This window comes from uncultured Acidovorax sp., from assembly GCF_964021665.1.
GTDB lineage: Bacteria > Pseudomonadota > Gammaproteobacteria > Burkholderiales > Burkholderiaceae_C > Acidovorax > Acidovorax temperans.
In genome coordinates, this window is record NZ_CAXIAK010000027.1 from 19,950 (window position 1) to 41,526 (window position 21,577).

Here is a 21,577-nt window from a genome sequence, read left to right on the forward strand (position 1 = left end):
TATGGATAAAGCGCTAGCCGCTATTGAATTGATAGTGTTTGTGGCCCCGGCGGCATGTGATGCCCCGGGGCTTTTTCGTGCCTGTGCAGCGGTGCCTCTTGTCGGGCTTGTCGTGCTGGGCTACCCGTCCTGGTGGGAGGCTGGGTTTTCCAAAGCCTGTGCGTGGGCGCGCAGCTGCTCCAGCCCTTGCTGGGCCAGTTGCTGCAACTCGGCGATGCAACGGTCGGTGGCTGCCGCATCCTCGGCCTTGGCGGCGGCTTCCAGCGGGCGGGTCAGCTCACCCAGGGTGGACAGGCCGAAGCTGCCTGCCGTGCCCCCCAGGTCATGCGCTTGGCGGCGCAGGGCTTCCCATTGGCGGGCCTGGGCGGCTTCGGTGATGCGTGCGACGCGCCGTTCGCAGTCCTGAGCAAATTGTGCAATCAGCGGCAGCAGCCGTGCCGTGGTGATGGACTCCTGCAAATCCTGCAGCAGCGCCACGTCGAATGCTGGTGCCTGCGCTGCAGCGGCTTCTGCGCGGGTGGGGCTGGGGTTGTTGGGGGCTGGTGGGGGCGCAGTGTCTGCGGCCTGGTCGGGCGGTAATGCGCTGGCTGAACGCGCCAGCCAGCGCGACAGCGTCTGCCACAGCGGCGCCTCCAGCAGGGGTTTGGCGATGTGGTCGTTCATACCGCAGGCGCGGGTGCGCTCCATGTCGGCCGTGGTGGCGTTGGCCGTCATGGCGATGATGGGCAGCGCCTCAAAACGGGGCAGAGCGCGCAGGGCGCGCGTGGCGCTCAGGCCATCCATGACCGGCATCTGCATGTCCATCAGCACAGCGGCGTAGGTGTGGTCGGCTGCGCGGGTCAGCTGGTCCACGGCTTCGGCGCCGTTGCGCGCCCGGTCCACCTGGAGGCCGCCGGCTTCCAGCAAGCCCTGGGCGACCTGCAGGTTCACCTCGTTGTCGTCCACCACCAGCACACGCAGCCCTGCGGCCTGGTCCACGCCCAAGGCTGCGGGACTCTGGGGTTGCTCCAATCCCTCGTGCGCCCAGTCTTGGGCGGGTGCGCGTTGCAGGCGCGCCGTGAACCAGAAGGTGCTGCCACGGCCCGGTTCGCTGTGCACGCCCGTCTCCCCGCCCATGGCCTGAGCCAGCTGGCGGGAAATCACCAGTCCCAGGCCGGTGCCGCCAAATCGGCGGGTGATGGAACTGTCGGCCTGGCGGAAGGGTTCGAACAAGCCTTCCATCTGCTGCGCCGTCATGCCAATGCCGGTGTCTTGCACTTCGCCGCGCAGCAGCAGGTGGTGCCCGTCTTGCTGAACCACGCGCAGGCGCACCACCACCTCGCCCTGGTGGGTGAACTTGATGGCGTTGTGCACGTAGTTGATGAGGATCTGCGAGAGCCGTTGGGCATCGCCCACGCAATGCTCGGGCACGTTGTCGTCCACATCCATGCGCAGCTGCAGCGATTTGGCCAGCGCCTTGGGGCTGAGCAGATCGGCCAGGGTGCTCATGATCGACGACAGAGAAAACGGTTTGTGTTCCAGCTGCAGGTGGCCGCCGTCGATCTTCGAAAAGTCCAGGACGTCGGTGAGGATGCCCAGCAGGTGGCGGCTGGCCCGTCGGATCTGCTCCACGCGCTCGCGCTGCTGGGCGGGCAACTCGTCCTTCAACGCCAGCTGTGCCATGCCCAGAACGGCGTTGAGCGGCGTGCGGATTTCATGGCTCATCACCGCGATGAAGCGGGCGCGCTCCTGTGCAGCCCGTTCTGCCGCCTCTTTGGCAGTGGCCATGGCGTGTGTCTGGCTCTTTTGCTCGGTCACGTCCATCCACACACCGTGAAACAGCACGCTGCCATCCGCCAGCCGCCGCGCGGTGGCAGAGGTTTGCAGCCAGCGCGATGCGCCCTCGTGCTGCACCTCGGTGTCAAAGTCCAGCGGCTCGGGGTTGCGCAGCCGTTCCATGAACGCGGTTTGGATGCGCTGGCGCACTGGCCGAGGCACGGCATAGGCCTCGCCCACCGGCCCGCCGCTGCGCAGCAACGCCAGCACCCGCAGCCCGGGCATCGCACCGGCCTTGTCGCTCACGAACAGAAACCTGCATTTGCCGTTGGCCTGCAGATGGAGTTGAAACACCACGCCAGGAATTGCGCTGGTCAGGTCCATCAATTGTTCCGAAAGCCTGCGCGCCTCTTCGCTGCGCTGCACTTGCGCCGTGAGCTGGTCCGCGCCCTCCATCGTGTTCTTGAAGACCTGCAACGCACGGGCCATGGTGCCCACCTCGTCGCGCCGGTTCGTGGCGGGAATCACATCGTCGTATTGGTGCTCCGTGAGCCTCTGCATGATGCGCGCCAGCTGGCTCACAGGGCGTGAAATCTGCGTCAGCGCCACATAGGCCGACAGCACCAGAACCCCCGCCAGCGCCGCCGCCACAGCCGCTGCAATGCGCCACAGGGTTTTTTCCGTCGCCAGATTTTGCTCGTTCATGAGCGCTGAAAATTCGCCGTGCGAGCGGTTGCGAAAGGCGTCGAGGTCTTGCTTCAGTTCCAGCAGGGCTGGCTCAAACGCCTGGTACAGCAAGGTGGTCGCCGCCTCCTTGTACCCTTTGGTGGCCGCATCCAGCACCTGATCGCCTGCATCAAACACCTTCTGCGAGCGCGAGCGCAAACCCATCAATTCGCGGCCCTGGTGCGGCATGCCCTGGGCAATGTCGTTGAGCTCCGTCTCGAACTCCCGCTGCAGGGTGCGCAGCCGTTGTGCGGCTTCGGCCGCCGGGGGGGATGCAGTGCCTTGGGAGGCGCTGTGCGCAGCGTGCACCATCCGCTGGGATTCGCCCAGCAGCACGCCGGTGCGGCCAAAGCTCTGCGCCAACTCGGACTCCAAGGAGATCAGCGTGCGGTACTGCTCGTCCATCTGGCGCATGTGCACCATGGCGTAGCCGATGATGGCCATCGACACCAGGCCCATCAGCCCCAACAGCAAGGTGATCTTGCCCGCCAGGGAGAGGTTGGAGAAGAGCGATTCGCGGGGCATGGGTGAAAGCGGTTCGAAGCGGAGTCTGGCCAGACAGTTGCGTGTGCAGTCTCCAGTCCAAGGCACGCACAGCATGGCTGTGTGCGTTCACGCGAACTGGCCAAAGGTGGCTGCCTTCGTTCACACTCGTGCAGCTTACGATACCCGCAGCGGCGGTGAGCCCTGCCACATGGCAAGCTCACTTACGAGGTCACAGTTTCGGTTTTCTGTGATGTACGGCTACCAGGTGGGCTCTTTGGTGGTGCCCACGCTGGCGCCCATTCTGGTGTGGCTGTGGCTGGACCGTCAGTTCGTGGCCAAGGTGGTGGTGCCTGCCTGGAAGCCCTCGGCGCCGGCCTCGCCATCGGCTGCCGATCCGTCCTGACCTGCGGGCGGTGTCGCGTTGGCGTCCACGGCGTCCAGGCGGTAGCCCATGCCGTAGATGGCGCCCACCACGTAACCGTTGGCAGGGGTGAGTTCCAGCTTGGTGCGCAGGCGCGACATGTGGGTGTCCAGCGAGCGTGAGGGCGCTTCGCTGGTTTCGCCCCACACCACTTCACGCAGGTGGGCGCGCGAGAGCAGGCGGCCTGCGTTGCGGAACATGAACAGGGCCAGTTCGTATTCGCGGTTCTTGAGCTCCACGGGCTGGTCGCGCAGCCACAGCGAACGCTTTTCGGGGTCGAACCGGTAGGGGCCGAACACCAGGTTGTCGCTCATGGCCTGGGGGTACGCGCGGCGCAGCAAGGCAGTGGTGCGGGCCACCAGCTCACCCATGCGCAGGGGCTTGGTCATGAAGTCGTCGGCGCCGCAGGACAGGGCTTCGATCACGTCTTGCTCTTCGCGGCGGCGGGTGACGAACAGGATGGGCAGGTGCCGCCCTGTCGTCTGGCGCACGGCGGAGACCACCTCGGGGCCTTCCATGTCGGGCAGGTGCCAGTCCACGATGAGCAAATCGAAGGTCTCGTGCCGGATGTCCTGCAGCAGCTGGGTGCCTGTCAGGTAGGTGTGGCAGACGTGGCCATGTTGCTCGGTGGTGGCTTTGATCAGCTCCAGCAGGATCGGATCGTCGTCGAGGGCGGCTATTCGCATGGCGTGGTCACAGCGCTGGGGCGCACTTTGGAGGGGTCAAAGAAAACCTTCTGATGTTGCCTCAGAACCGACGCCTGGTCGAATTTCTGACAATCGTTTGCACTCGTTGAAAAACGAAGTCAACAATTGCACCACCGAAGTATCATTTGTGCGTTATTGTAAGCGCTTTGTTAAAAGTTAACAATCATATTTGCCATATATGGCAAATATTTTGAGATCACATGCGCAGTTCCATTCCCTCTTTCGGGTGTCTTCAGGCGTAAAGCGGCTCTTCGCCCATGGCTTCGATTTGCTCGTGCAGCATGTCCACCTGGCCGCGCCAGTAGTCGCTGCTGCCAAACCAGGGGAAATTGACGGGAAACACCGGGTCTTGCCAGCGCCGCGCGAGCCATGCGCTGTAGTGGATGAGGCGCAGCGTGCGCAGGGGCTCGATGAGCGCCAGCTCGCGGCGGTCAAAGCTGCGAAATTGCTCGTAGCCTTCCAGCAGCGCGCTGAGCTGCTGGGTGCGCTGGCTGCGGTCGCCCGACAGCAGCATCCACAAGTCCTGCACGGCAGGGCCCATGCGGGCGTCGTCCAGGTCCACAAAATGGGGACCGCCGCCGGGCTGGTCGGTAGGCGTCCAGAGGATGTTGCCGGGGTGGCAGTCGCCGTGCAGGCGGATCTGGCGCGCCTGGTTTAAGCCAAATTGGCCTCCATCGCCCGTGGATAAAGCGCTGCTAGCTATCAATTCAAGAGCATTTTCGCAGGCGCCTTGCCAGGCCGATTGCATGTCCAGCGGAATGATCTCGTGGGCCAGCAGCCAGTCGCGCGAGTCAGCACCAAAGGTCTGCACGGTAAGCGCCGGGCGGTGCGCAAACGGCTGCGCCGCCCCCACGGTGTGGATGCGCGCCAGAAAGCGGCCAATCCACTCCAGCACCTCAAAATCGTCCAGCTCGGGCCCGCGCCCGCCGCGCCAGGGGCTGACCGAGAAGGAAAAACCGCCATGCGTGTGCAGCGTGGTGCCGCCCAGCACCAGTGGGCCTATGGCGGGCACCTCGGCGGCGGTCAGTTCGGCGGCAAAGGCGTGTTCTTCCAGAATCTGGGCCTGGCTCCATCGCTCGGGGCGGTAAAACTTGGCCACCACGCGCTGGCCGTCTTCCAGCGTGACCTGGTACACCCGGTTTTCGTACGACGACAGCGCCATCAGTCGCCCGTCACCGTACAGCCCCACGCTGGCCAGTGCGTCCAGCACCACGTCGGGCGTCAGGGCGGCAAAAGGGTGTTGGGCGTTGGCGGCGGTGTTCGTCGCAGTGTCGTTGTGGGCGTGCATGCAGAGATTGTCGTCGCTGCCTGCCTGAAACAGGCACTCAATCGGGTGATTACGCCAGCAGACTGGCCATATGCCCAATACGCGGGCTGCCCTGGCCGCCCAGCACTTGCAGGTACACCGCCTGCGTCGCGGCACTGCCTTGGTGGTGCTGCACCACCAGCCAGGGCTGTGGCGGTGCCTGTACTGCGGTGCTGAACTGTTGCCAGGCCTGCACCAGCCGGTCGTTCAGGCCCTGGGCGCCCCAGTCAGCGTTGCGCTTTTTGACCTGTGCCGGGGCAAAGAACATGGTGGGGCGGGGGCCGGGCAGGTTGCCTGCGCCGCCCAGGTCTTGCACATGGCTGGCACCCACGGCGCAGCTGTAGGCAAGCCCTGTCAAATGCCGGTGGATGCGCTCGCGCAGCGCCACGCTGCCGGCAAAGTCCACGTACACGCTGGCCGGTTGGGCGGGCAGCTGTTCCAGTTCTTCGTAGGCCAGCACCCGGTGGTAGCAGCCCAGGCTTTCGCAAAACGCGCGGTTGGTGGCAGAGGTAAGCCCCACCACCTGGATGCCTGGGCGCTTGGCCAGCTCAAATGCCGTGCCGTAGGCCGTCTTGCTGGATGCGCTGGACAGCAGCACGGTGCTGGCACCAAAGAACTGCTGGTCGGCCAGAAAGTCATCAATGAGCCACGAAGTGATGAACAGCGGCCGCAGCAGGGCCTGGATGTCTTCATTGAAGGGCTGGTAGAACGGGTCGGTGTTCGTGCGCAGGTAGTGGTTGTAGACCGCATGCAGCCCCGCGCGGTGCGGTGCGCCATCGCTGAAACCGGTGTTGCTCACGCGGTGCGGGGCCAGCACGGCATGGGTGGCCATGGGCCAGTAGCCATACAGGTGTTCGCCCACCGGTATGTCCGGGTGCCGCGACGCTTGCACCGTGCCAAAGCCCCACACCGGAATGATCCCCCAGCCCGCTTCACCCGAGGGGAAGAACTGCCAGTACTGCAGCATCTCGCCCATGGCCGCGTAGGTGATGTTGTTGCTGGTGAGGGCGAACCGGTCTACCCGGACGCGGATTTCGCCGTCTTGCAGCGCTGAATCGGCCGTGGTGCGCACAGCGGTGTCGGCCAGCTGGTTCTGGCGCACGAGAAGGGTGGTGGTGCTCATGCCCGCACGCTAAGGCAAAGGCGGCACCGGCTCAAGTGCCGGGCGCCGCGTTGGCGACAGGCCGCCGCGCGGCCGCCCCGTTCTTGGAACCGGTGCTCAGCTGGCACCCGCCAGGCGCGCAAACGGCAGCGCCTGCTTGACGAGGATGACAGTGCACGGCGCGTCGCGCGCGACGCGCATGGGCACGGTGGCAATGAAGCGCTGGGTTTGCAGCCCATGGGTGGCTGCGCCCAGGATCATCATGTTGACGTGGTTGCCCTCTGCGTAGCGCACCAGGGCGTGGGCCACGTCGCTGGATTCGAGTACGTGGTAGCTCACCGGGTGCTCGGTCAGGTCCAGCGGTTGCGCCCACTGGCGCAGGCGGGCGTGGTGCAGGCGGTGCAGGGCGGTTTCGCTGCGGGTGCTGTCGCTGGTGCTGCTGGCCGAGGGCGACAGCACCGTGACGCAGGCCAGCCGCGCCCCCGGCCGGATGCCCAGTGAGCGCGCCACCGCTTCGCGCAGCGAGTACAGCGTGGCGTCCGTCACATCGCTGTGCGGCACCGCCACCATGACGATGGGGGTCTCTTCAATCTGCCGCGAGGGCAGCGGGCTGGGCTGGTAGTGCATGCCCGCCGCCCGCAGCCAGCGCTTGAAGTGAGTGCGAAACGGCGTGCCCTGGGTGCGGTGCCCTCGCTCGGTGATGCGCACCTGGGTGGGGTGGGCCAGGTCCAGGGCCAGGTGGGCGGCCGAGGGGTAGCGGCGCGCGGCTTCGGGCTCCAGGCAGCGCAGGATGATTTCCTGCAGCCACGGGGCCAGGTCGGGCCGGTGCTTGCGCGGCGGGGCGGGGGCCATCCACAGGCGCTGGCGCAGACCGCCCGTGGTGGTGGGGGCGCCAAACGGCAGCTCGCCCGTGGCCAGCTCGTACAGCATCACGCCAATGGCGAAGATGTCGCTGCGCGGGTCGCCCCGCACGCCCACCACTTGTTCGGGTGCCATCCACGCGGGCGAGCCCACGGCCTTGCGCTGCTCTTCGGCCAGCAGGTCGGGGAAGTGCGCGTGCCACGACAGGCCAAAGTCCAGCAGCACGGCATGGTTCTCGTGCGTGAAGAGCACGTTGCCGGGCTTGAGGTCGAGGTGGCAGGCGTTTTGCTGGTGCAGGCTGTGCACCGCGTGGGCCAGGGCGGTGCCCAGGCGGGCGATGAGTTCTTCGTCGGGCCGCTCGCTCGCGTCCAGCCAGTGCTGCAGGGTGTGGCCCTGCAGGTATTCCATGGTGATGTAGGGCAGCCGGTGCAGGTCGCCAGCGGCCACAAAGCGCGGCACGTGTGGCCCGGTGAGTGCGGGCAGTATTTGCAGCTCCACCTCAAAGCCCACGATGTTCTCGGCCCCGTCGCCCGCGGTCATGCGCGGGATCTTCATGGCCATGGGAAAGCCAGGGTCGGGCGCGCCGCTGGCGTATTCCACCCGGTAGATATGGGCCATGCCCCCTGCGTGGATGCAGTCGCGCACCACAAAGCCGTCCACCACGGCGCCGGGTTCCAGCAGTTTCATCGGCCTACCTCCAGGCGGTGGGCAAAGCTTGCGGGCAAGGCGCCGCCCGTGGCGAGGATGGCGGCCGCCGCATCGGCCACGGCATAGGGCACCCGCTCAAAGCGCAGGTGCCAGTGGTCGGTGTCCAGCAGCGCGTACATGGCGCGCGGGTCGCCGTCGCGCGGCTGGCCGACCGAGCCCACCGTGCCCACCCACTGCCGGTGGGGCGGCACCGGCACGGGCACCCCGGCCGTGGGGGTGAAGCGCATCAGCCCCCGCCCGGTGCCCCGGTAGTACAGCGTTTGCTGGTGCACATGGCCGCAAAAGACATGCTTCACGCCCGGGTGCTTCGTGGCGGCTTCCAGGCATTCGGCGGCCACGATTTCGTTGTCTACATAGCGCCAGTTTTCGGGCGCTTCGGCGCTGGCGTGTACCAGCAGCACCCCGCCCACCTGGGCGGTGAGGGGCAAATGGGCCAAAAAGCTGCGCTGCTCGGGGCTGAGTTGTTCGTGCGTCCACAGCGCGCCCTGTGCGGCCATGCTGTGGGCGCCCTTGTCGGTTCCTGCGGGGGGCTGCACGGCAAAGGCGTCGTGGTTGCCGCCAATCACCGTGTAACCGGCAGCGACCAAGTCCATGGCCTGCTGCACCACGTAGGCCGGGTCGGCGCCATAGCCCACCAGGTCGCCCAGCAGGGCAAAGTGATCGGCGCCATGCGCGCGGGCGTGCTGCAGGCAGGCGTCCAGCGCCTGGCGGTTGGAGTGGATGTCTGACAAAAGGGCCAGTTTCATGGTGTTCTCCCCATGGCTGCATCATGCCCCAGGGCGAAGGGGCGCCGTCTACGGTTTCCGCCGGGGGCGCCCCAAAAAGCACACCGCCGGTGCTCCCTGGGCGGGGGCACCGGCGGTGTGGGGTGGGCAGAGCCCGGGGCGTTACACCAGCGTGATGGTCACGTCGATGTTGCCGCGGGTGGCGTTGGAGTAGGGGCAGACCTGGTGGGCTGCGTCCACCAGGGCCTGGGCGGCGGCGCGGTCCATGCCGGGCAGGCTCACGGCAAGCCGGGCGGCGATGCCGTAGCCCTGGCCGACCTTGCCCAGGTCCACGCTGGCGTCGATCGAGAGGTCAGCAGGCAGGCTGATCTTTTGCATGCCGGCCACGGCCTTCATGGCGCCGATGAAGCAGGCCGAGTAGCCGGCAGCAAACAGTTGCTCGGGGTTGGTGCCGGTGCCTGCGGTGCCGGGGGGCGAGAGCTTCACGTCCAGACGGCCGTCATCGGTGCGCGATGCGCCGTCGCGGCCGCCAGTGGTGTGGGCGTTGGCGGTGTAGAGAACTTGGTCGAGCTTGGCCATGGTGTCTTCCTTTGAGGTGATGCCCGCAGCGCGGGACGGTGGTGAGAATCAGTGATGCAGGAGCAACGTAGGCAGGCGGCTCAGCGCTGGCTGAGCCGCTCGCGCAGGGTTTTGAGCTGGCTGGTCAGCGCCACCAGCTCGGGCAGGGTGCACTGGCTGCTTTCCAGCACGCAGTGCGGAATGCGCTCGGCCTGGTCGCGCAGGCCCAGCCCTTGGGGCGTGAGGGCGATGCGCACCCGGCGCTCGTCCTGCGCATCGCGGGCGCGGCGGATGTGGCCGCTGGCTTCCAGCCGCTTGAGCAGCGGGGTGAGCGTGCCCGAATCCAGGTACAGGCGCTCGCCCAGTTCCGAGACGGTGATGCCATCCTGCTCCCACAGCACCAGCATGACCAGGTACTGCGGGTAGGTCAGCCCGATGTCGTCCAGCAGGGGCTTGTACAGCTTGGTCATGGCCAGCGATGCGGAATACAGCGCAAAGCAGACCTGGTTGTCCAGCCGCAGGGCGGCGGGGCTGGGGCTGTTTTCGGCGGTGGGCGTGCGGGGCATGGGTTGAATTATTGTGTTCAATTAAATTGCGTGCAATTCAATTGGTGAATGCCTGTACTGCTGGCATGGGATTGCTGCTGCTTCCTAAGGGAGTTGTAGATGCTATGAAAAACGTAGCTGTTAGCGCTTGCCATGAAAGTACTAGAGGCTGTTTTCTTCTAGATATTCCAAAGGTCGCATGGATGTCACGCCCAAAAAAATGGCGACCCGCAGGCCGCCAAAGGGTGCAGCACGGTTGCGCTGCGTGTGGGGGAAGAGGTGCGAGGGCGCCGCTCAGTACGTGTAAACGCCCTGGCCCGTCTTGCGGCCGAGGCGGCCTGCGGCCACCATTTCCTTGAGCAGCGGGCAGGGGCGGTACTTGCTGTCGCCAAACTCGGCCAGGTACACGTCCATCACGGCCAGGCACACGTCCAGGCCAATCATGTCGGCCAGCGCCAGCGGGCCAATCGGCTGGTTGCAGCCCAGCTTCATGCCGGCGTCGATGTCCTCGGGTGTGGCCAGGCCTTCGGCCAGCACGAAGAAGGCTTCGTTGATCATGGGCACCAGAATGCGGTTGACCACAAAGCCTGGCGCGTTCTTCACGGTGATGGGGCTCTTGCCCAGGGCCTCGGCCAGGGCCTTCACGGCGTCGTGCGTGGCGTCGCTGGTCTGCAGGCCGCGGATGATTTCCACCAGCGCCATCATGGGCACGGGGTTGAAGAAGTGCATGCCGATGAAGCGGTCGGCGCGGCTGGTGGCGGCAGCCAGCTTGGTGATGGAGATCGAAGAGGTGTTCGAAGCCACGATCACTTCAGGCGCCACGATGGCATCCACCTGCTTCAAGATCTTGAGCTTGAGTTCGTAGTTCTCGGTGGCAGCTTCGATGACCAGTTGCGCGGCCTTCAGGTCGTCGTAGCTGGTCGATGTCTTGATGCGCGCCAGGGCCGCAGCCTTGTCGGCTTCGCTGATCTTTTCCTTCTTGATCAGGCGGTCCAGGCTGCCCGCCACCGTGGCCAGGCCTTTTTGCACGGCCGCGTCCGAAATATCCACCATCACCACGTTGATGCCCGACACCGCACAGGCCTGTGCAATGCCATTGCCCATGGTGCCCGCGCCGATGATGCCAACCGTTTGAATCGTCATAAAAAGAGCTTTCTTCCAAGTGAAACAGACGCCTGCATGGTAAGGGACGCAGCGGTGCGAGCCATCGGAACCTCGGGAAAGTTCCTGAGCAAAAAGCACGGCCGTCCGGTTATCTTGCAGGTGGCCACGGTGCTTGGCCGGGGGAAGATGTAAACATGTTCGACTACATCGTGGTGGGCGGGGGCTCGGCCGGGGCCGTGCTGGCAGGGCGTTTGACGGAGGACCCCGCCGTGCGGGTGTGCCTGCTGGAAGCCGGGCCGGCCGACCGCAGCGTGCTGATCCACTGCCCCGCAGGGCTGGCCGCGATGGCTCGGCTGGAGCTCAACAGTTGGCGCCAGAGCACGGTGCCGCAACCGGGGCTCAACGGCCGGCGCGGCTACCAGCCCCGGGGCAAGGTGCTGGGCGGCAGCAGCTCGCTCAACGCCATGATTTACGTGCGCGGCCAACCTGCTGACTACGACCACTGGGCCGCCCAGGGCAACCCCGGCTGGGGCTGGGCCGATGTGCTGCCCTACTTTGTGCGGGCCGAGCACAACGAAAGCATCAGCGGCCCTCTGCACGGGCAGGGCGGGCCCTTCAACGTGGCCGACCTGCGCTCGCCGCACCGCGTGAGCCAGAGCTTTGTGCACGCCGGGGTGCAGGCGGGCTACCCGCACAACCTGGACTTCAACGGGCCAGACCAGGAAGGCGTGGGCCTGTACCAGGTCACCCACAAGAATGGGGAACGCCACAGCACCGCCAAGGGCTACCTCACGCCGCACCTGGGCCGGCCTAACCTGCAGGTCATCACCGGCGCGCAGGCCACGCGGGTGCTGATGGAGGGCCGCCGTGCGGTGGGCGTGCAATACCGCCAGGGCGGGCAGCTCAAGGAAGTGCGGGCCGCGCGCGAAGTGCTGCTCAGCGCCGGGGCGCTACTGTCGCCCCAGCTGCTGATGCTCTCAGGCATTGGCCCTGGCGCGCAGTTGCAGCAGCACGGCATTGCGGTGGTGCACGATTTGCCTGGCGTGGGCGAGCACCTGCACGACCACCCCGACGTGGTGCTGCTGTACGACGCGCCGCACCTCAAGGATCTGTTCGGCGTGTCGGCCGAGGCGGCGGTGCGCATTGCGCGCGGTGTGATGGACTGGCGCCGCAGCCGCACCGGCATGCTCACCACCAACTACGCAGAGGCGGGTGGCTTCATCCGCAGCAGCGCGGCCGAGTCGGCACCCGACCTGCAGCTGCACTTCGTCATCGGCAAGCTGGTGGACCATGGCCGCAAAACTGCGCTGGGCCACGGCTATTCATCGCATGTGTGCCTGCTGCAGCCGCGCAGCCGGGGGCGGGTGGCCCTGGCCAGTGCGGACCCCATGGCCCTGCCGCTGGTGGACCCGAACTTCCTGGCCGATGAGGACGACCTGCAGCGCATGGTGCGCGGGGTGCGCCGCATGTGCGACATCCTGTCGCAACCCGCCCTGGCTGACCTGGGCGGCAAGGAGCTGCCCGTATCTGCAAGTGCGCAGACGGATGCCGAGATTGCCCAGTTCATCCGCAACCATGCCGACTCCATCTACCACCCCGTGGGCAGCTGCCGCATGGGCCCTGGGCCCATGGACGTGGTGGATGCGCAGCTGCGTGTGCACGGCGTGCAGGGGCTGCGGGTGGTGGACGCCTCCGTCATGCCCCGCATCACCAGCGGCAACACCAACGCCCCCACGGTGATGGTGGCCGAAAAGGCGGTGGACTTGCTGCGCGCCAGCGCCGCCTGAGGCTCTTGGGCCGCTTCAGCCGCGAAAGCGCCGCCGCGTCAGCGCCAGTGCCAGCCAGAAGGCCACCACCGTGGTGGCTGCCAGCACAACGGCGTGGCGCAGCGGCTGTTGCGGCCACTGGTCCATGAACAGCGGGCGCACCAGCTCCACTGCGTTGGTCAGCGGCAGCCAGTCCGAGATCGCGCGCACCAGCGGTGGCAATTGCTCGCGCGGGAAGAACACGCCCGACAAGAACATCATGGGCGTGAGCACCAGCGTGAAGTAGTACGTGAAAAAGTCGTACCCCTTGGCCAGCGCATTGAAGATGAGGGCAATGCTGGAGAACATGAGCCCCACGAACAGCAGCACCGGCCACGCCACCCGCAACTTGGGGCTGTGGCTGATGCCCAGGGCCAGCATCACCCCCAGGATGGCCGTGACGGTGAACAGCGCCTTGAACGCGGCCCACAGCATCTCGGCCAGCACCACATCGTCGAGCGTGACGGGCGCGTTCATGATGCCGTCCCAGGTCTTTTGCACATGCATGCGCGAAAACGCCGAGTACAGCGCCTCAAAGCTGGCTGCGTTCATCGCGCTCATGCAGATCGAGCCGCTGGCCAAAAACAGGATGTAGGGCACCTTGGCATCCCCGCCCGCGCCGCCCACGCTCACCTGCCCCACCAGCGCGCCCATGCCGTAGCCAAAGGCCACCAGCCACATCAGCGGCTCGGCAATGTTGCCCACCAGGCTGGGAATGGCCAGCTTGCGCCACACCAGCAGGTTGCGCAAAAACACCGGCCACCAGCGGGCCGACAACGCAGGCGGGCGCCAGACCGAAGCCGGTGCGGGCGGGCGGGGGCGCAAGGCGCTGGGCGTGGTACTCATGGGGCTATTGTGCGGTGTGCGGCAGAGCTTGTGGATGCGCTGCTGCGAGAGGCGCAGCAGGTTCTCAGGCTTTGCGCAGCAGGCAAAATCCTGGCCGACCCCGTTCAGCGACGCCCTGATCGCTTTTTCACATCCACCGTTTGAAGGCCCTGCCCATGACCACCCTCGGAACCCCCCTGTCTCCCCACGCCACCAAAGTCATGCTGCTCGGCTCGGGGGAGCTGGGCAAGGAAGTGCTGATCGCGCTGCAGCGCCTGGGCGTGGAAACCATTGCGGTAGACCGCTACGACAACGCCCCCGGCCAGCAAGTGGCCCACCACGCGCGCACCATCACCATGAGCGACCCGGCCCAGCTCAAGGCGCTGATCGAAACCGAGCGCCCGCACCTGGTGGTGCCCGAGATCGAAGCCATTGCCACCCCGATGCTCGAAGAGCTGGAGGCTGCTGGTGTGGTGCGCGTCATCCCCACCGCCCGCGCCGCCCGCCTGACCATGGACCGCGAGGGCATCCGCGTGCTGGCCGCCGAAACGCTGGGCCTGCCCACCAGCCCGTACAAGTTCTGCAACTCGCTAGCGGAGTTGCAGGCCGCCATTGATGCAGGGATCGGCTACCCCTGCATCGTCAAGCCCGTGATGAGCAGCTCGGGCAAGGGTCAGAGCAAAATCGACGGCCCCGAGGACGTGAAAAAAGCCTGGGACTACGCCATGGCCGGCGGCCGCGTGAGCCACGGCCGCGTCATCGTCGAAGGCTTCATTGACTTTGACTACGAAATCACACAGCTCACCGTGCGTTCGGTGGGTTCTGACGGCCAGATCGTCACCAGCTTCTGCGACCCCATCGGCCACGTGCAGGTGAGTGGCGACTATGTGGAAAGCTGGCAGCCCCACCCCATGCACCCCGCAGCGCTCGAAAAATCGCGCCAGATCGCCAAGGCCGTGACCGACAACCTGGGCGTGGGCTTTGACGGAAAGCCCTCCGGGCTTGGCCTGTTCGGCGTGGAGCTGTTCGTCAAAGGCGAGCAGGTCTGGTTCAGCGAAGTCAGCCCCCGCCCGCACGACACGGGCCTGGTCACCCTGTGCACCCAGCACCAGAGCGAGTTCGAGCTGCATGCCCGCGCCATCCTGGGCCTGCCCGTGGATGCCAGCCTGCGCAACCCCGGCGCCAGCGCGGTGATCTATGGCGGTGTGGAAGCCCAGGGCATTGTGTTTGACGGCGTGGACGAAGCCCTGCGCGTGCCCGGCACCGACCTGCGCCTGTTCGGCAAACCCGAGAGCTTTACCAAGCGCCGCATGGGCGTGGCCCTGGCGCGCGCGGCCGATGTGGAGACGGCGCGCAGCAACGCCAAGCTGGCGGCTGGCAAGGTCAAACCGCGCAAGGTTTGAGGCGGGGTTTTAAGTCAAATTGGCCGCTAGCGCTTATCGATAAAGCGCTAGCAGCTATATTTTTAGGAGTGGTTGGCTTTCGGGTAGACGCTGCCTATTCCAATCCACCCAGCTCGCTTTCAATCTGCTCAATGCTGGGCAAGCTGGTTTGCAGCGCAGCGGGCAGGGATTCGATGAGCTGGTATTCCGCCACCCCCATAGGCTGGGCCGTGTCACGCAGCGCGTATTCGGCCACCACCTTGTTTTTGGTCTTGCACAGCAGCAGGCCAATGGTCGGGTTGTCTTGCTCGGCCTTGACCTGCATGTCCACCGCCGTCAGGTAAAAGCCCAGCTGCCCCAAATGCTCGGGTTTGAATTTGCCGCCCTTGAGTTCGATCACCACATAGCAGCGCAGTTTGAGGTGGTAGAACAGCAGGTCGATGAAAAACTCATCGCCGCCCACATTCAGCATCACCTGCCGCCCCACGAACGCAAAGCCTGCGCCCAGCTCTAGCAGGAACTCGGTCACGTGCTTCACCAAAGCGTGCTCGACCTCGCGCTCTTGCGCCTCGTCGGTCAAGCCCAGAAAGTCGAAGCGGTAAGGGTCTTTCAGCGATTCGCGGGCCAAATCGGACTGGGGTTTGGGCAAACTCGCTTCAAAGTTGGTAACAGCGGAGCCGCTGCGCTCCAGCAAGCGGGTTTCGATCTGCATCACCAACACATTGCGTGACCAGTTGTGCCGGATGGCTTGGGCCGCATACCAGCGGCGGGCCTCGGGTGTGGAGAGCTTGTCCAGCAGCGCCAACTGGTGGTACCAGGGCAATTGTGCAAGCACCGCTTGCACAAATTCGTCATCCGGCCAAGCCTCAGCAAAAGCACGCATGTACTTGAGGTTGCGCGGCGAAAACCCCTTCATCTCGGGAAACGCCGTGCGCAGGTCATGCGCCAGCCGTTCAATCACCTTCGCACCCCACCCCTGCAGCGCCTGCTGCGCCAGAATGTCGCGCCCCATCTGCCAATACAGCAATACCAACTCGCGATTCACCGCCAGCGCAGCGCGTTGCTGGGCGGTGTGGATGCGGGATTTCAAACCAATGAGCCAGTCGGTGTAGCCCGCAGGCACGGGTGTCAGAGAAACGGGTTGATCGCTCATGTCTTGCGTATGTTGAATGGCAGACAAGCCGGGGCCAGTGGCATGCAACCCCGATCCGTCCTGTCTGCGCTGAAAACCATCAGAACGGATCTCTTTGCTGTGCTGGGCGTTCCTAGCGTGAGACACGCTCGATTTTGCGCTGGGTTGATTCGGCTGAGTGCGTCGGCTTTTATCCCTTGCGCCCTCACTCCCGAATCTGCCGTCCCGTCAGCTTCAGGAACAAGTCTTCCAGGTTGGCAGGGCGGTGCAGCGTCCGCAGGTGGCCATGCTGGCCCAGCGCCTGCAACAGGGGCTGGGCGTTCTGCGTGTAGAAGAACACCGTCTCGCCGCTGATCTCCACGCGCGCGGCCAGGGCCCGCAGGTGGGCGTCCTCGGCCAGCGCCACGGCGCCCACGCCGAAGACTTCCACCACATCGCTTTCCAGGTGCTGGGCGATCAGCTCGCGCGGCTTGCCTTCGGTGATTTTCTTGCCGTGGTCCAGCACCAGCAGGCGCGAGCACAGGCGCTCGGCCTCGTCCATGAAGTGGGTGGTCAGCAAGATGGAAGTGCCTTGCTGCAGCAGCAGTTGCAGCCGCTCCCACATCAGGTGGCGGGCCTGCGGGTCCAGGCCGGTGGTGGGCTCGTCCAGCAGCAGCAGGCGCGGGCGGTTGACGAGGGCGCGGGCCAGCGACAGGCGCCGCTTCATCCCGCCCGACAGTTCACCGGGCTTGGCATGGGCCTTGTGCGTAAGTGCGGCAAATTCCAGCAACTGAGGCGCCCGTTCGTCCATGACGCGTGGCGCCAGTCCGAAATAGCGACCGAACACGCGCAGGTTTTCCAGGCAGGTGAAGTCGGGGTCGAGCGAGTCGAACTGCGTCACCACGCCGATCTCGGCCTTGATGGCCAGGGCGTCGCGCGGCATCTGCAGCAGAGGGCCGCCGCCAGCGGGCTGGTAATGGATGCTGCCGCCGTCGGGTGCCGTGAGGCCCAGGCACATGCGGATGGTGGTTGTCTTGCCCGCGCCGTTGGGGCCGATGACGCCCAGGCATTCTCCGGGTGCCATGGAGAACGACACGTCGTTGACCACGGCGGCCTCGCCATAGCGCTTGCTCAGGTGACGGACCTCGAACAGGGAAGCGACCAGGGAAGGATGTGTGGTGGGGGTGTCCATGAAGCAATTGTGGATGAAATTGGCAATTGGAGCCCTGGATGAAAGCGCCAAAAGCTATAAATTCAATAGCATTCGGATGGGAGGGCGGGGTGCATTGACGGGCATCAAAGTCTATTAAATTGCCTTACTAATTGAATGGATGCTTCTGTCAATCCGGGCATACTATGAGTTGGTAACAAAAGTGCGAAAGGGCACGCATGGATAAGCAAGCTTCCCCGGGTTCACCGTACGAGCGGCAGCGCCAGACCGCCAAGGCGCTGGACGAAACCGTTCAGGCCCAGATGGCACGCGTCAACATGGGGCTCTCGCCCGTGTCCACGGCGCTGGCAGCGGCCGACTGGGCCATGCACCTGGCGCTCTCGCCCGGGCGGCAGATGGTGCTGGGGCAGCGTGCCCTGGCGTTGGCGCAGCAGGCCTGGCTGGCGTCGGCGCGACCGGCGACCGATGATGAAGGTGCCACCCCGTCCGAGAAAGATGCACGCTTTCGCGACGAAAGCTGGCAGCACTGGCCCTTCAATGCCCTGAAGGAGGGCTTCAAGGCCAGCGATGCCTGGTGGCGTGAGGCGGCCCAGGTCGATGGCATGACGCGCCACCATCAGCATGTGGTGGACTTCTTCACCCGGCAGGCGCTCGATGCGCTGTCGCCCTCGAACTGGCTGTTCACGAATGCCGAGGCGCAGCAACGGGCGCGCGAGACCGGCGGGCAGAGCCTGCTGAGCGGGTTCCAGCACTTCACCGAAGATCTGAAAAAGCACCACGGCGCCCGGTCCGATGCCGACCCGCAAACGCTGGAGCCTCTCACCTTCGAGGTGGGCAAGGACGTGGCCGTCACGCCGGGCAAGGTGGTGTTCCGCAACCACCTGATCGAGCTGATCCAGTACGCGCCCACCACCGACAAGGTTTACCCGGAGCCGTTGCTCATCGTGCCCTCGTGCATCATGAAGTACTACATCCTGGACCTGTCGCCCGCCAATTCCATGGTCCGCTATCTGGTGGCCCAGGGCTACACGGTGTTCATCGTTTCGTGGCGCAACCCCGATGCTTCCGACCGCGACCTGGGCATGCAGGACTACCTGCGCCTGGGCGTGATGGAGGCCATGGCGGCGGTCAAGGAGCGCACGAAGGCGCCGCGCATCCACGCGCTGGGCTACTGCCTGGGCGGCACCTTCCTGGCCATGGTGGCCGCAGCCCTGGGACACAAGAGCCGCGCAACGCAGGGCAAGGGCCAGGCGCGCGAACACGCCGCCTTCCCGCCCCACATGCCCGAGCTGGCCTCGGTCACGCTGCTGGCGGCGCAAACCGACTTCAGCGAACCGGGCGAGATGGGCGTCTTCATCGACGACGACCAGATTCAGGCGCTGCGCCAGGACATGGAGCGCAAGGGCTATTTCTCGGGCAAGGCCATGGCGGGCTCGTTCCAGTTTCTCAATGCGCGCGATCTGGTGTGGTCACGCAGCACGCGCCGCTACCTGCTGGGCCAGGACGAGGTGGACTTTGACCTCATGAGCTGGAATGCCGACGTCACGCGCCTGCCTGCGCGCATGCACTCCGAATACCTGTCGTCGCTGTTCCTCAACAACGCCCTGGCCACGGGGCAGTACCGCGTGGGCGGCGTGGGCGTGGCGCTGATGGACATCCATGCGCCGATGCTGGTGGTGGGCACCACGCGTGACCATGTCTCGCCCTGGCGCTCGGTTTACAAAATCCACCTGCAGACCGACACGCATGTCACCTTCATTCTGGCGGCGGGCGGACACAACGCCGGCATCGTCTCAGAGCCTGGCCGCCCGCGCCGCAGCTACCAGATCGCCGCCACCGAAGACGGCAATGGCTGGACGGGCCCCGACGAATGGGAAGCCAGCGCCCCGGTGCGTGAAGGCTCCTGGTGGGAAGCCATGGACGCCTGGCTCAAGGAACGTTCGGGCAAGCCCGTGGCGCCGCCTGCCATGGACCCGGCGCATGTGTTGTGCGATGCCCCTGGTGAATACGTCATGGTGCGCTATGCCGACTGACGGCCCGGAAGTCGATGGTCCGGTGGCCGACCAGCTGCGCCGCATGATCGCCTTGGTGCGCGAGCTGAGCGCACGCATCGCCCGTCTGGCCACCAGCCTGGGCGTGGACCTGGAAAACGAGGCCGAGCTGGAGCGGGTGTTGCACATCGATGCCGGGCGCGTACCGCAGCCCGACCGCCGGGTCACGCCCGACCGGCGCACCGCAACCCGAAACGGCATGAGCCCGGACCGTCGCAAGGCCCACCTGCGTGAAGAGTTGCGTGGCCTGCTGGTGCTGCGCTACGGCGTGGCCCGCAGCTATGTGGACCGCGTGGGTGTGGATGCCACGCGCCACATCCTGGTGTCTGCGCAAGAGCAGCTCGTGCGCGAAGGCTTCAAGCCTGGCGCGGACGGCGCCAACCTCAAGCGCCTGTTCGATCAGAACTGATCCCCGCGCATGGGCCCGGTGTGTCTGCGGCCCCGCGCTTTTTCTTGTTTTCCGGAATTTCCAACGCATGACGAAAAAACCCAACGCATTCAACCTGGCGGGCAAAAAGGGCCTGATCCTGGGACTGGCCAACGAAAACAGCATTGCCTGGGGCTGCACCGAGCTGGCCCATCAGATGGGCGCCGAGCTGGTGGTGTCCTGCCTCAACGAAAAGGCGCGCCGCTTCGTCGAGCCGCTGACCGGGCCGCTGGGCGTGGACCTGGTGGGCTGCAACGTCGAGCAGGACGGCGAGCTCGAAGCGCTGGTGGCGCATGCGGTGCAGCGCCTGGGACGGCTGGATTTCGTGATCCATTCGATCGCATGGGCGCCGCTGGAAGACCTGCACGGCCAGGTGATCGACAGTTCGCGCAAGGGCTTCTCGCGCGCCATGGAGGTGTCATGCCACTCCTTTGCCGAACTGGCCAAGCTGTGCGTGCCGCACATGTCGGCGGGCGGCAGCCTGCTGAGCATGACCTACCTGGGCGCCGAAGAAGCCGTGCCGCACTATGGCTTGATGGGGCCGGTGAAGGCTGCGCTCGAATCCATGGTGCGCTACATGGCGCTGGAACTGGGGCCCCAGGGCATCCGCGTACACGCTGTCTCGCCCGGCCCCATACTGACACGGGCGGCCTCGGGCATTGCCAGTTTCGACGAACTGATGGCCAATGCCATGCTCAAGGCGCCGCTCAAGCGCCTGGTCACGCTGGAGGAAATCGCCCAGCTCAGCGCCTTCCTGTGCTGCGATGCGTCTTCCGGCATGACCGGCCAGACTATTTATGTGGATGGCGGCTGTCACGCAGTGGCCTAGGATGCAGTACACCCCCCTGCGTCGCTTCGCGCCTTCCCCCCGCTCTCGCCTCGCTGTGCGAGGCGGGCAGGGGGACGCCACCAGCGCCCTCACAGCGGAATACTGGCGGCCCTTGCGCGGTGGCTGCTGGCCTGGGTCGCCCCCGTTTTCAACGCCGGGTCATCTGGTTGAATTCTCATCTGCATGCATCCGCTCTGTTTTTTTAAGGATTTCCGCAACATGAACATGGCACCGAACACCGAATGGCTGGAAAACGTCACCTACGACGAACTCTCCGTGGGCCAGAGCGCGCGCCTGCTGCGCACCCTGACGCAGGCCGATATCCAGGCTTTCGCTGCTGTCTCGGGGGACACCAACCCGGCCCACCTGAACCCCGAATACGCCAACGACACGCTGTTCCACGGCGTCATTGCCCATGGCATGTGGGGTGGCGCGCTGATTTCGGCGCTGCTGGGCACCCAGTTCCCCGGCCCGGGAACCATCTACCTGGAGCAGGTGCTGCACTTCACCAAGCCGGTGCGCATTGGCGACACGCTTACCGTGACGGTGACCGTGACGAGCAAGGACGATGAAAAGAAGCGCATCGAACTCGACTGCGCGGTGCTCAACCAGAAGGGCCAGAGCGTGCTGCACGGCACGGCCCGCGTGCTGCCACCCACCACCAAGGTGCGGATCCCCAAGGTCAATGCGCCGCAGATCCAGCTGTTCGACCCCGAGGCGCGGTTCAAGGAGCTGCTGTCGCTGGCCGACGGCATGCCCGCCGTGCGCTGCGCCGTGGTGCACCCGTGCGACGTGGGCTCGCTCAGCGGCGCCATGGATTCCGCGCACTACGGCCTGATCATTCCGGTGCTTATCGGCCCCGAGGCGCGCATCCGTGCGGTGGCCTCTGAAGCAGGCATCAACCTCGACGGGGTGGAGATCCACTCGGTCGAACACAGCCACGCGGCGGCGGAGCTGGCGGCCGCCATGGCG

At 65.7% G+C, this 21,577-nt stretch carries 19 protein-coding genes; 7 read left to right on the plus strand and 12 right to left on the minus strand.

Translation table 11 applies throughout. The annotated features are described in order from the left end of the window. Nucleotides 1-120: 120 nt before the first annotated feature. Complete coding sequence (locus AADJ04_RS08105) at nt 121-3,006, minus strand: ATP-binding protein (RefSeq protein WP_341239299.1); 2,886 nt, start codon at nt 3,004-3,006, stop codon at nt 121-123. A 169-nt stretch (nt 3,007-3,175) separates the two neighbouring features. On the opposite strand from AADJ04_RS08105, the gene AADJ04_RS08110 reads away from it, so the two are divergent. Continuing rightward, nucleotides 3,176-3,370 (plus strand): exosortase H-associated membrane protein, encoded by a 195-nt coding sequence (locus AADJ04_RS08110; protein WP_341239300.1) that lies wholly within the window; start codon nt 3,176-3,178, stop codon nt 3,368-3,370. Here AADJ04_RS08110 and AADJ04_RS08115 read toward each other — a convergent pair. From AADJ04_RS08115 to AADJ04_RS08150, 8 genes are all read right to left on the minus strand, one after another. Then, nucleotides 3,292-4,074, minus strand: a complete 783-nt coding sequence (locus tag AADJ04_RS08115) for a response regulator transcription factor (protein ID WP_082758822.1) — start codon at nt 4,072-4,074, stop codon at nt 3,292-3,294. The two genes, AADJ04_RS08110 and AADJ04_RS08115, sit on opposite strands and share 79 nt — an antisense overlap. 253 nt (nt 4,075-4,327) lie before the next feature. Next, complete coding sequence (locus AADJ04_RS08120) at nt 4,328-5,383, minus strand: serine/threonine protein kinase (protein WP_341239301.1); 1,056 nt, start codon at nt 5,381-5,383, stop codon at nt 4,328-4,330. Nucleotides 5,384-5,432: 49 nt separating this feature from the next. Further along, entirely contained in the window at nt 5,433-6,524 is a 1,092-nt protein-coding gene (locus AADJ04_RS08125; RefSeq protein WP_341239302.1) for a DUF2855 family protein, read from the minus strand. A gap of 96 nt (nt 6,525-6,620) precedes the next feature. Then, on the minus strand, nt 6,621-8,051 hold the full coding sequence (locus AADJ04_RS08130) for a bifunctional serine/threonine-protein kinase/universal stress protein (RefSeq protein WP_341239303.1): 1,431 nt from the start codon (nt 8,049-8,051) through the stop codon (nt 6,621-6,623). Next, nucleotides 8,048-8,818, minus strand: coding sequence for a metallophosphoesterase family protein (locus AADJ04_RS08135; protein WP_066695658.1), 771 nt, complete (start codon nt 8,816-8,818; stop codon nt 8,048-8,050). Before AADJ04_RS08135 ends, AADJ04_RS08130 begins: the two co-directional genes overlap by 4 nt. A 141-nt stretch (nt 8,819-8,959) precedes the next feature. Continuing rightward, on the minus strand, nt 8,960-9,376 hold the full coding sequence (locus tag AADJ04_RS08140; protein ID WP_044395577.1) for an organic hydroperoxide resistance protein: 417 nt from the start codon (nt 9,374-9,376) through the stop codon (nt 8,960-8,962). Nucleotides 9,377-9,456: 80 nt separating this feature from the next. Beyond that, nucleotides 9,457-9,921, minus strand: coding sequence for a MarR family transcriptional regulator (locus AADJ04_RS08145; RefSeq protein WP_341239304.1), 465 nt, complete (start codon nt 9,919-9,921; stop codon nt 9,457-9,459). Between the two features lie 273 nt (nt 9,922-10,194). Further along, nucleotides 10,195-11,043 carry a 3-hydroxybutyryl-CoA dehydrogenase gene (locus AADJ04_RS08150; RefSeq protein ID WP_341239305.1) on the minus strand — a complete coding sequence of 283 codons (849 nt, stop codon included), beginning with the start codon at nt 11,041-11,043 and terminating at the stop codon, nt 10,195-10,197. Nucleotides 11,044-11,198: 155 nt separating this feature from the next. Between AADJ04_RS08150 and AADJ04_RS08155 the strand changes: the two genes are divergently transcribed. Next, nucleotides 11,199-12,791: a choline dehydrogenase gene (locus tag AADJ04_RS08155; RefSeq protein ID WP_341239306.1), complete on the plus strand. Its 1,593-nt coding sequence runs from the start codon at nt 11,199-11,201 to the stop codon at nt 12,789-12,791. A gap of 15 nt (nt 12,792-12,806) precedes the next feature. Here the strand turns inward: AADJ04_RS08155 and AADJ04_RS08160 are convergent, their stop codons facing one another. Next, nucleotides 12,807-13,655 carry an ABC transporter permease gene (locus AADJ04_RS08160; RefSeq protein WP_341239307.1) on the minus strand — a complete coding sequence of 283 codons (849 nt, stop codon included), beginning with the start codon at nt 13,653-13,655 and terminating at the stop codon, nt 12,807-12,809. Between the two features lie 155 nt (nt 13,656-13,810). On the opposite strand from AADJ04_RS08160, the gene purT reads away from it, so the two are divergent. Further along, a complete protein-coding gene (purT, locus tag AADJ04_RS08165; RefSeq protein ID WP_341239308.1) occupies nt 13,811-15,037 on the plus strand; it encodes a formate-dependent phosphoribosylglycinamide formyltransferase in 1,227 nt (408 codons plus the stop codon). A gap of 94 nt (nt 15,038-15,131) precedes the next feature. On the opposite strand, the gene AADJ04_RS08170 is transcribed toward purT, so the two are convergent. Together AADJ04_RS08170 and AADJ04_RS08175 are read right to left on the minus strand one after the other, a co-directional pair. Beyond that, nucleotides 15,132-16,169, minus strand: a complete 1,038-nt coding sequence (locus AADJ04_RS08170) for a PDDEXK nuclease domain-containing protein (protein WP_341239309.1) — start codon at nt 16,167-16,169, stop codon at nt 15,132-15,134. 184 nt (nt 16,170-16,353) lie between these two features. After that, complete coding sequence (locus tag AADJ04_RS08175) at nt 16,354-17,319, minus strand: ATP-binding cassette domain-containing protein (protein WP_341239310.1); 966 nt, start codon at nt 17,317-17,319, stop codon at nt 16,354-16,356. Nucleotides 17,320-17,516: 197 nt separating this feature from the next. Between AADJ04_RS08175 and AADJ04_RS08180 the strand changes: the two genes are divergently transcribed. From AADJ04_RS08180 to AADJ04_RS08195, 4 genes are all read left to right on the plus strand, one after another. Beyond that, entirely contained in the window at nt 17,517-19,331 is a 1,815-nt protein-coding gene (locus AADJ04_RS08180) for an alpha/beta fold hydrolase (protein ID WP_341239311.1), read from the plus strand. Next, entirely contained in the window at nt 19,321-19,758 is a 438-nt protein-coding gene (locus tag AADJ04_RS08185) for a hypothetical protein (protein WP_066695597.1), read from the plus strand. The genes AADJ04_RS08180 and AADJ04_RS08185 overlap by 11 nt, the downstream gene beginning before the upstream one ends. A gap of 67 nt (nt 19,759-19,825) precedes the next feature. Beyond that, nucleotides 19,826-20,605, plus strand: a complete 780-nt coding sequence (gene fabI, locus AADJ04_RS08190) for an enoyl-ACP reductase FabI (protein ID WP_066695595.1) — start codon at nt 19,826-19,828, stop codon at nt 20,603-20,605. 219 nt (nt 20,606-20,824) lie between these two features. Continuing rightward, a partial coding sequence (locus tag AADJ04_RS08195; RefSeq protein ID WP_341239312.1) for a bifunctional enoyl-CoA hydratase/phosphate acetyltransferase occupies nt 20,825-21,577 on the plus strand: 753 nt, incomplete at its 3' end.

Excerpts from the sequence above, each read along its gene's own strand:
- AADJ04_RS08105 (WP_341239299.1), bottom strand. The coding sequence starts at position 3,006 with ATGCCCCGCGAATCGCTCTTCTCCAACCTCTCCCTGGCGGGCAAGATC.
- AADJ04_RS08110 (WP_341239300.1), top strand. The coding sequence starts at position 3,176 with ATGGCAAGCTCACTTACGAGGTCACAGTTTCGGTTTTCTGTGATGTAC.
- AADJ04_RS08115 (WP_082758822.1), bottom strand. The coding sequence starts at position 4,074 with ATGCGAATAGCCGCCCTCGACGACGATCCGATCCTGCTGGAGCTGATC.
- AADJ04_RS08120 (WP_341239301.1), bottom strand. The coding sequence starts at position 5,383 with ATGCACGCCCACAACGACACTGCGACGAACACCGCCGCCAACGCCCAA.
- AADJ04_RS08125 (WP_341239302.1), bottom strand. The coding sequence starts at position 6,524 with ATGAGCACCACCACCCTTCTCGTGCGCCAGAACCAGCTGGCCGACACC.
- AADJ04_RS08130 (WP_341239303.1), bottom strand. The coding sequence starts at position 8,051 with ATGAAACTGCTGGAACCCGGCGCCGTGGTGGACGGCTTTGTGGTGCGC.
- AADJ04_RS08135 (WP_066695658.1), bottom strand. The coding sequence starts at position 8,818 with ATGAAACTGGCCCTTTTGTCAGACATCCACTCCAACCGCCAGGCGCTG.
- AADJ04_RS08140 (WP_044395577.1), bottom strand. The coding sequence starts at position 9,376 with ATGGCCAAGCTCGACCAAGTTCTCTACACCGCCAACGCCCACACCACT.
- AADJ04_RS08145 (WP_341239304.1), bottom strand. The coding sequence starts at position 9,921 with ATGCCCCGCACGCCCACCGCCGAAAACAGCCCCAGCCCCGCCGCCCTG.
- AADJ04_RS08150 (WP_341239305.1), bottom strand. The coding sequence starts at position 11,043 with ATGACGATTCAAACGGTTGGCATCATCGGCGCGGGCACCATGGGCAAT.
- AADJ04_RS08155 (WP_341239306.1), top strand. The coding sequence starts at position 11,199 with ATGTTCGACTACATCGTGGTGGGCGGGGGCTCGGCCGGGGCCGTGCTG.
- AADJ04_RS08160 (WP_341239307.1), bottom strand. The coding sequence starts at position 13,655 with ATGAGTACCACGCCCAGCGCCTTGCGCCCCCGCCCGCCCGCACCGGCT.
- purT (WP_341239308.1), top strand. The coding sequence starts at position 13,811 with ATGACCACCCTCGGAACCCCCCTGTCTCCCCACGCCACCAAAGTCATG.
- AADJ04_RS08170 (WP_341239309.1), bottom strand. The coding sequence starts at position 16,169 with ATGAGCGATCAACCCGTTTCTCTGACACCCGTGCCTGCGGGCTACACC.
- AADJ04_RS08175 (WP_341239310.1), bottom strand. The coding sequence starts at position 17,319 with ATGGACACCCCCACCACACATCCTTCCCTGGTCGCTTCCCTGTTCGAG.
- AADJ04_RS08180 (WP_341239311.1), top strand. The coding sequence starts at position 17,517 with ATGGATAAGCAAGCTTCCCCGGGTTCACCGTACGAGCGGCAGCGCCAG.
- AADJ04_RS08185 (WP_066695597.1), top strand. The coding sequence starts at position 19,321 with ATGCCGACTGACGGCCCGGAAGTCGATGGTCCGGTGGCCGACCAGCTG.
- fabI (WP_066695595.1), top strand. The coding sequence starts at position 19,826 with ATGACGAAAAAACCCAACGCATTCAACCTGGCGGGCAAAAAGGGCCTG.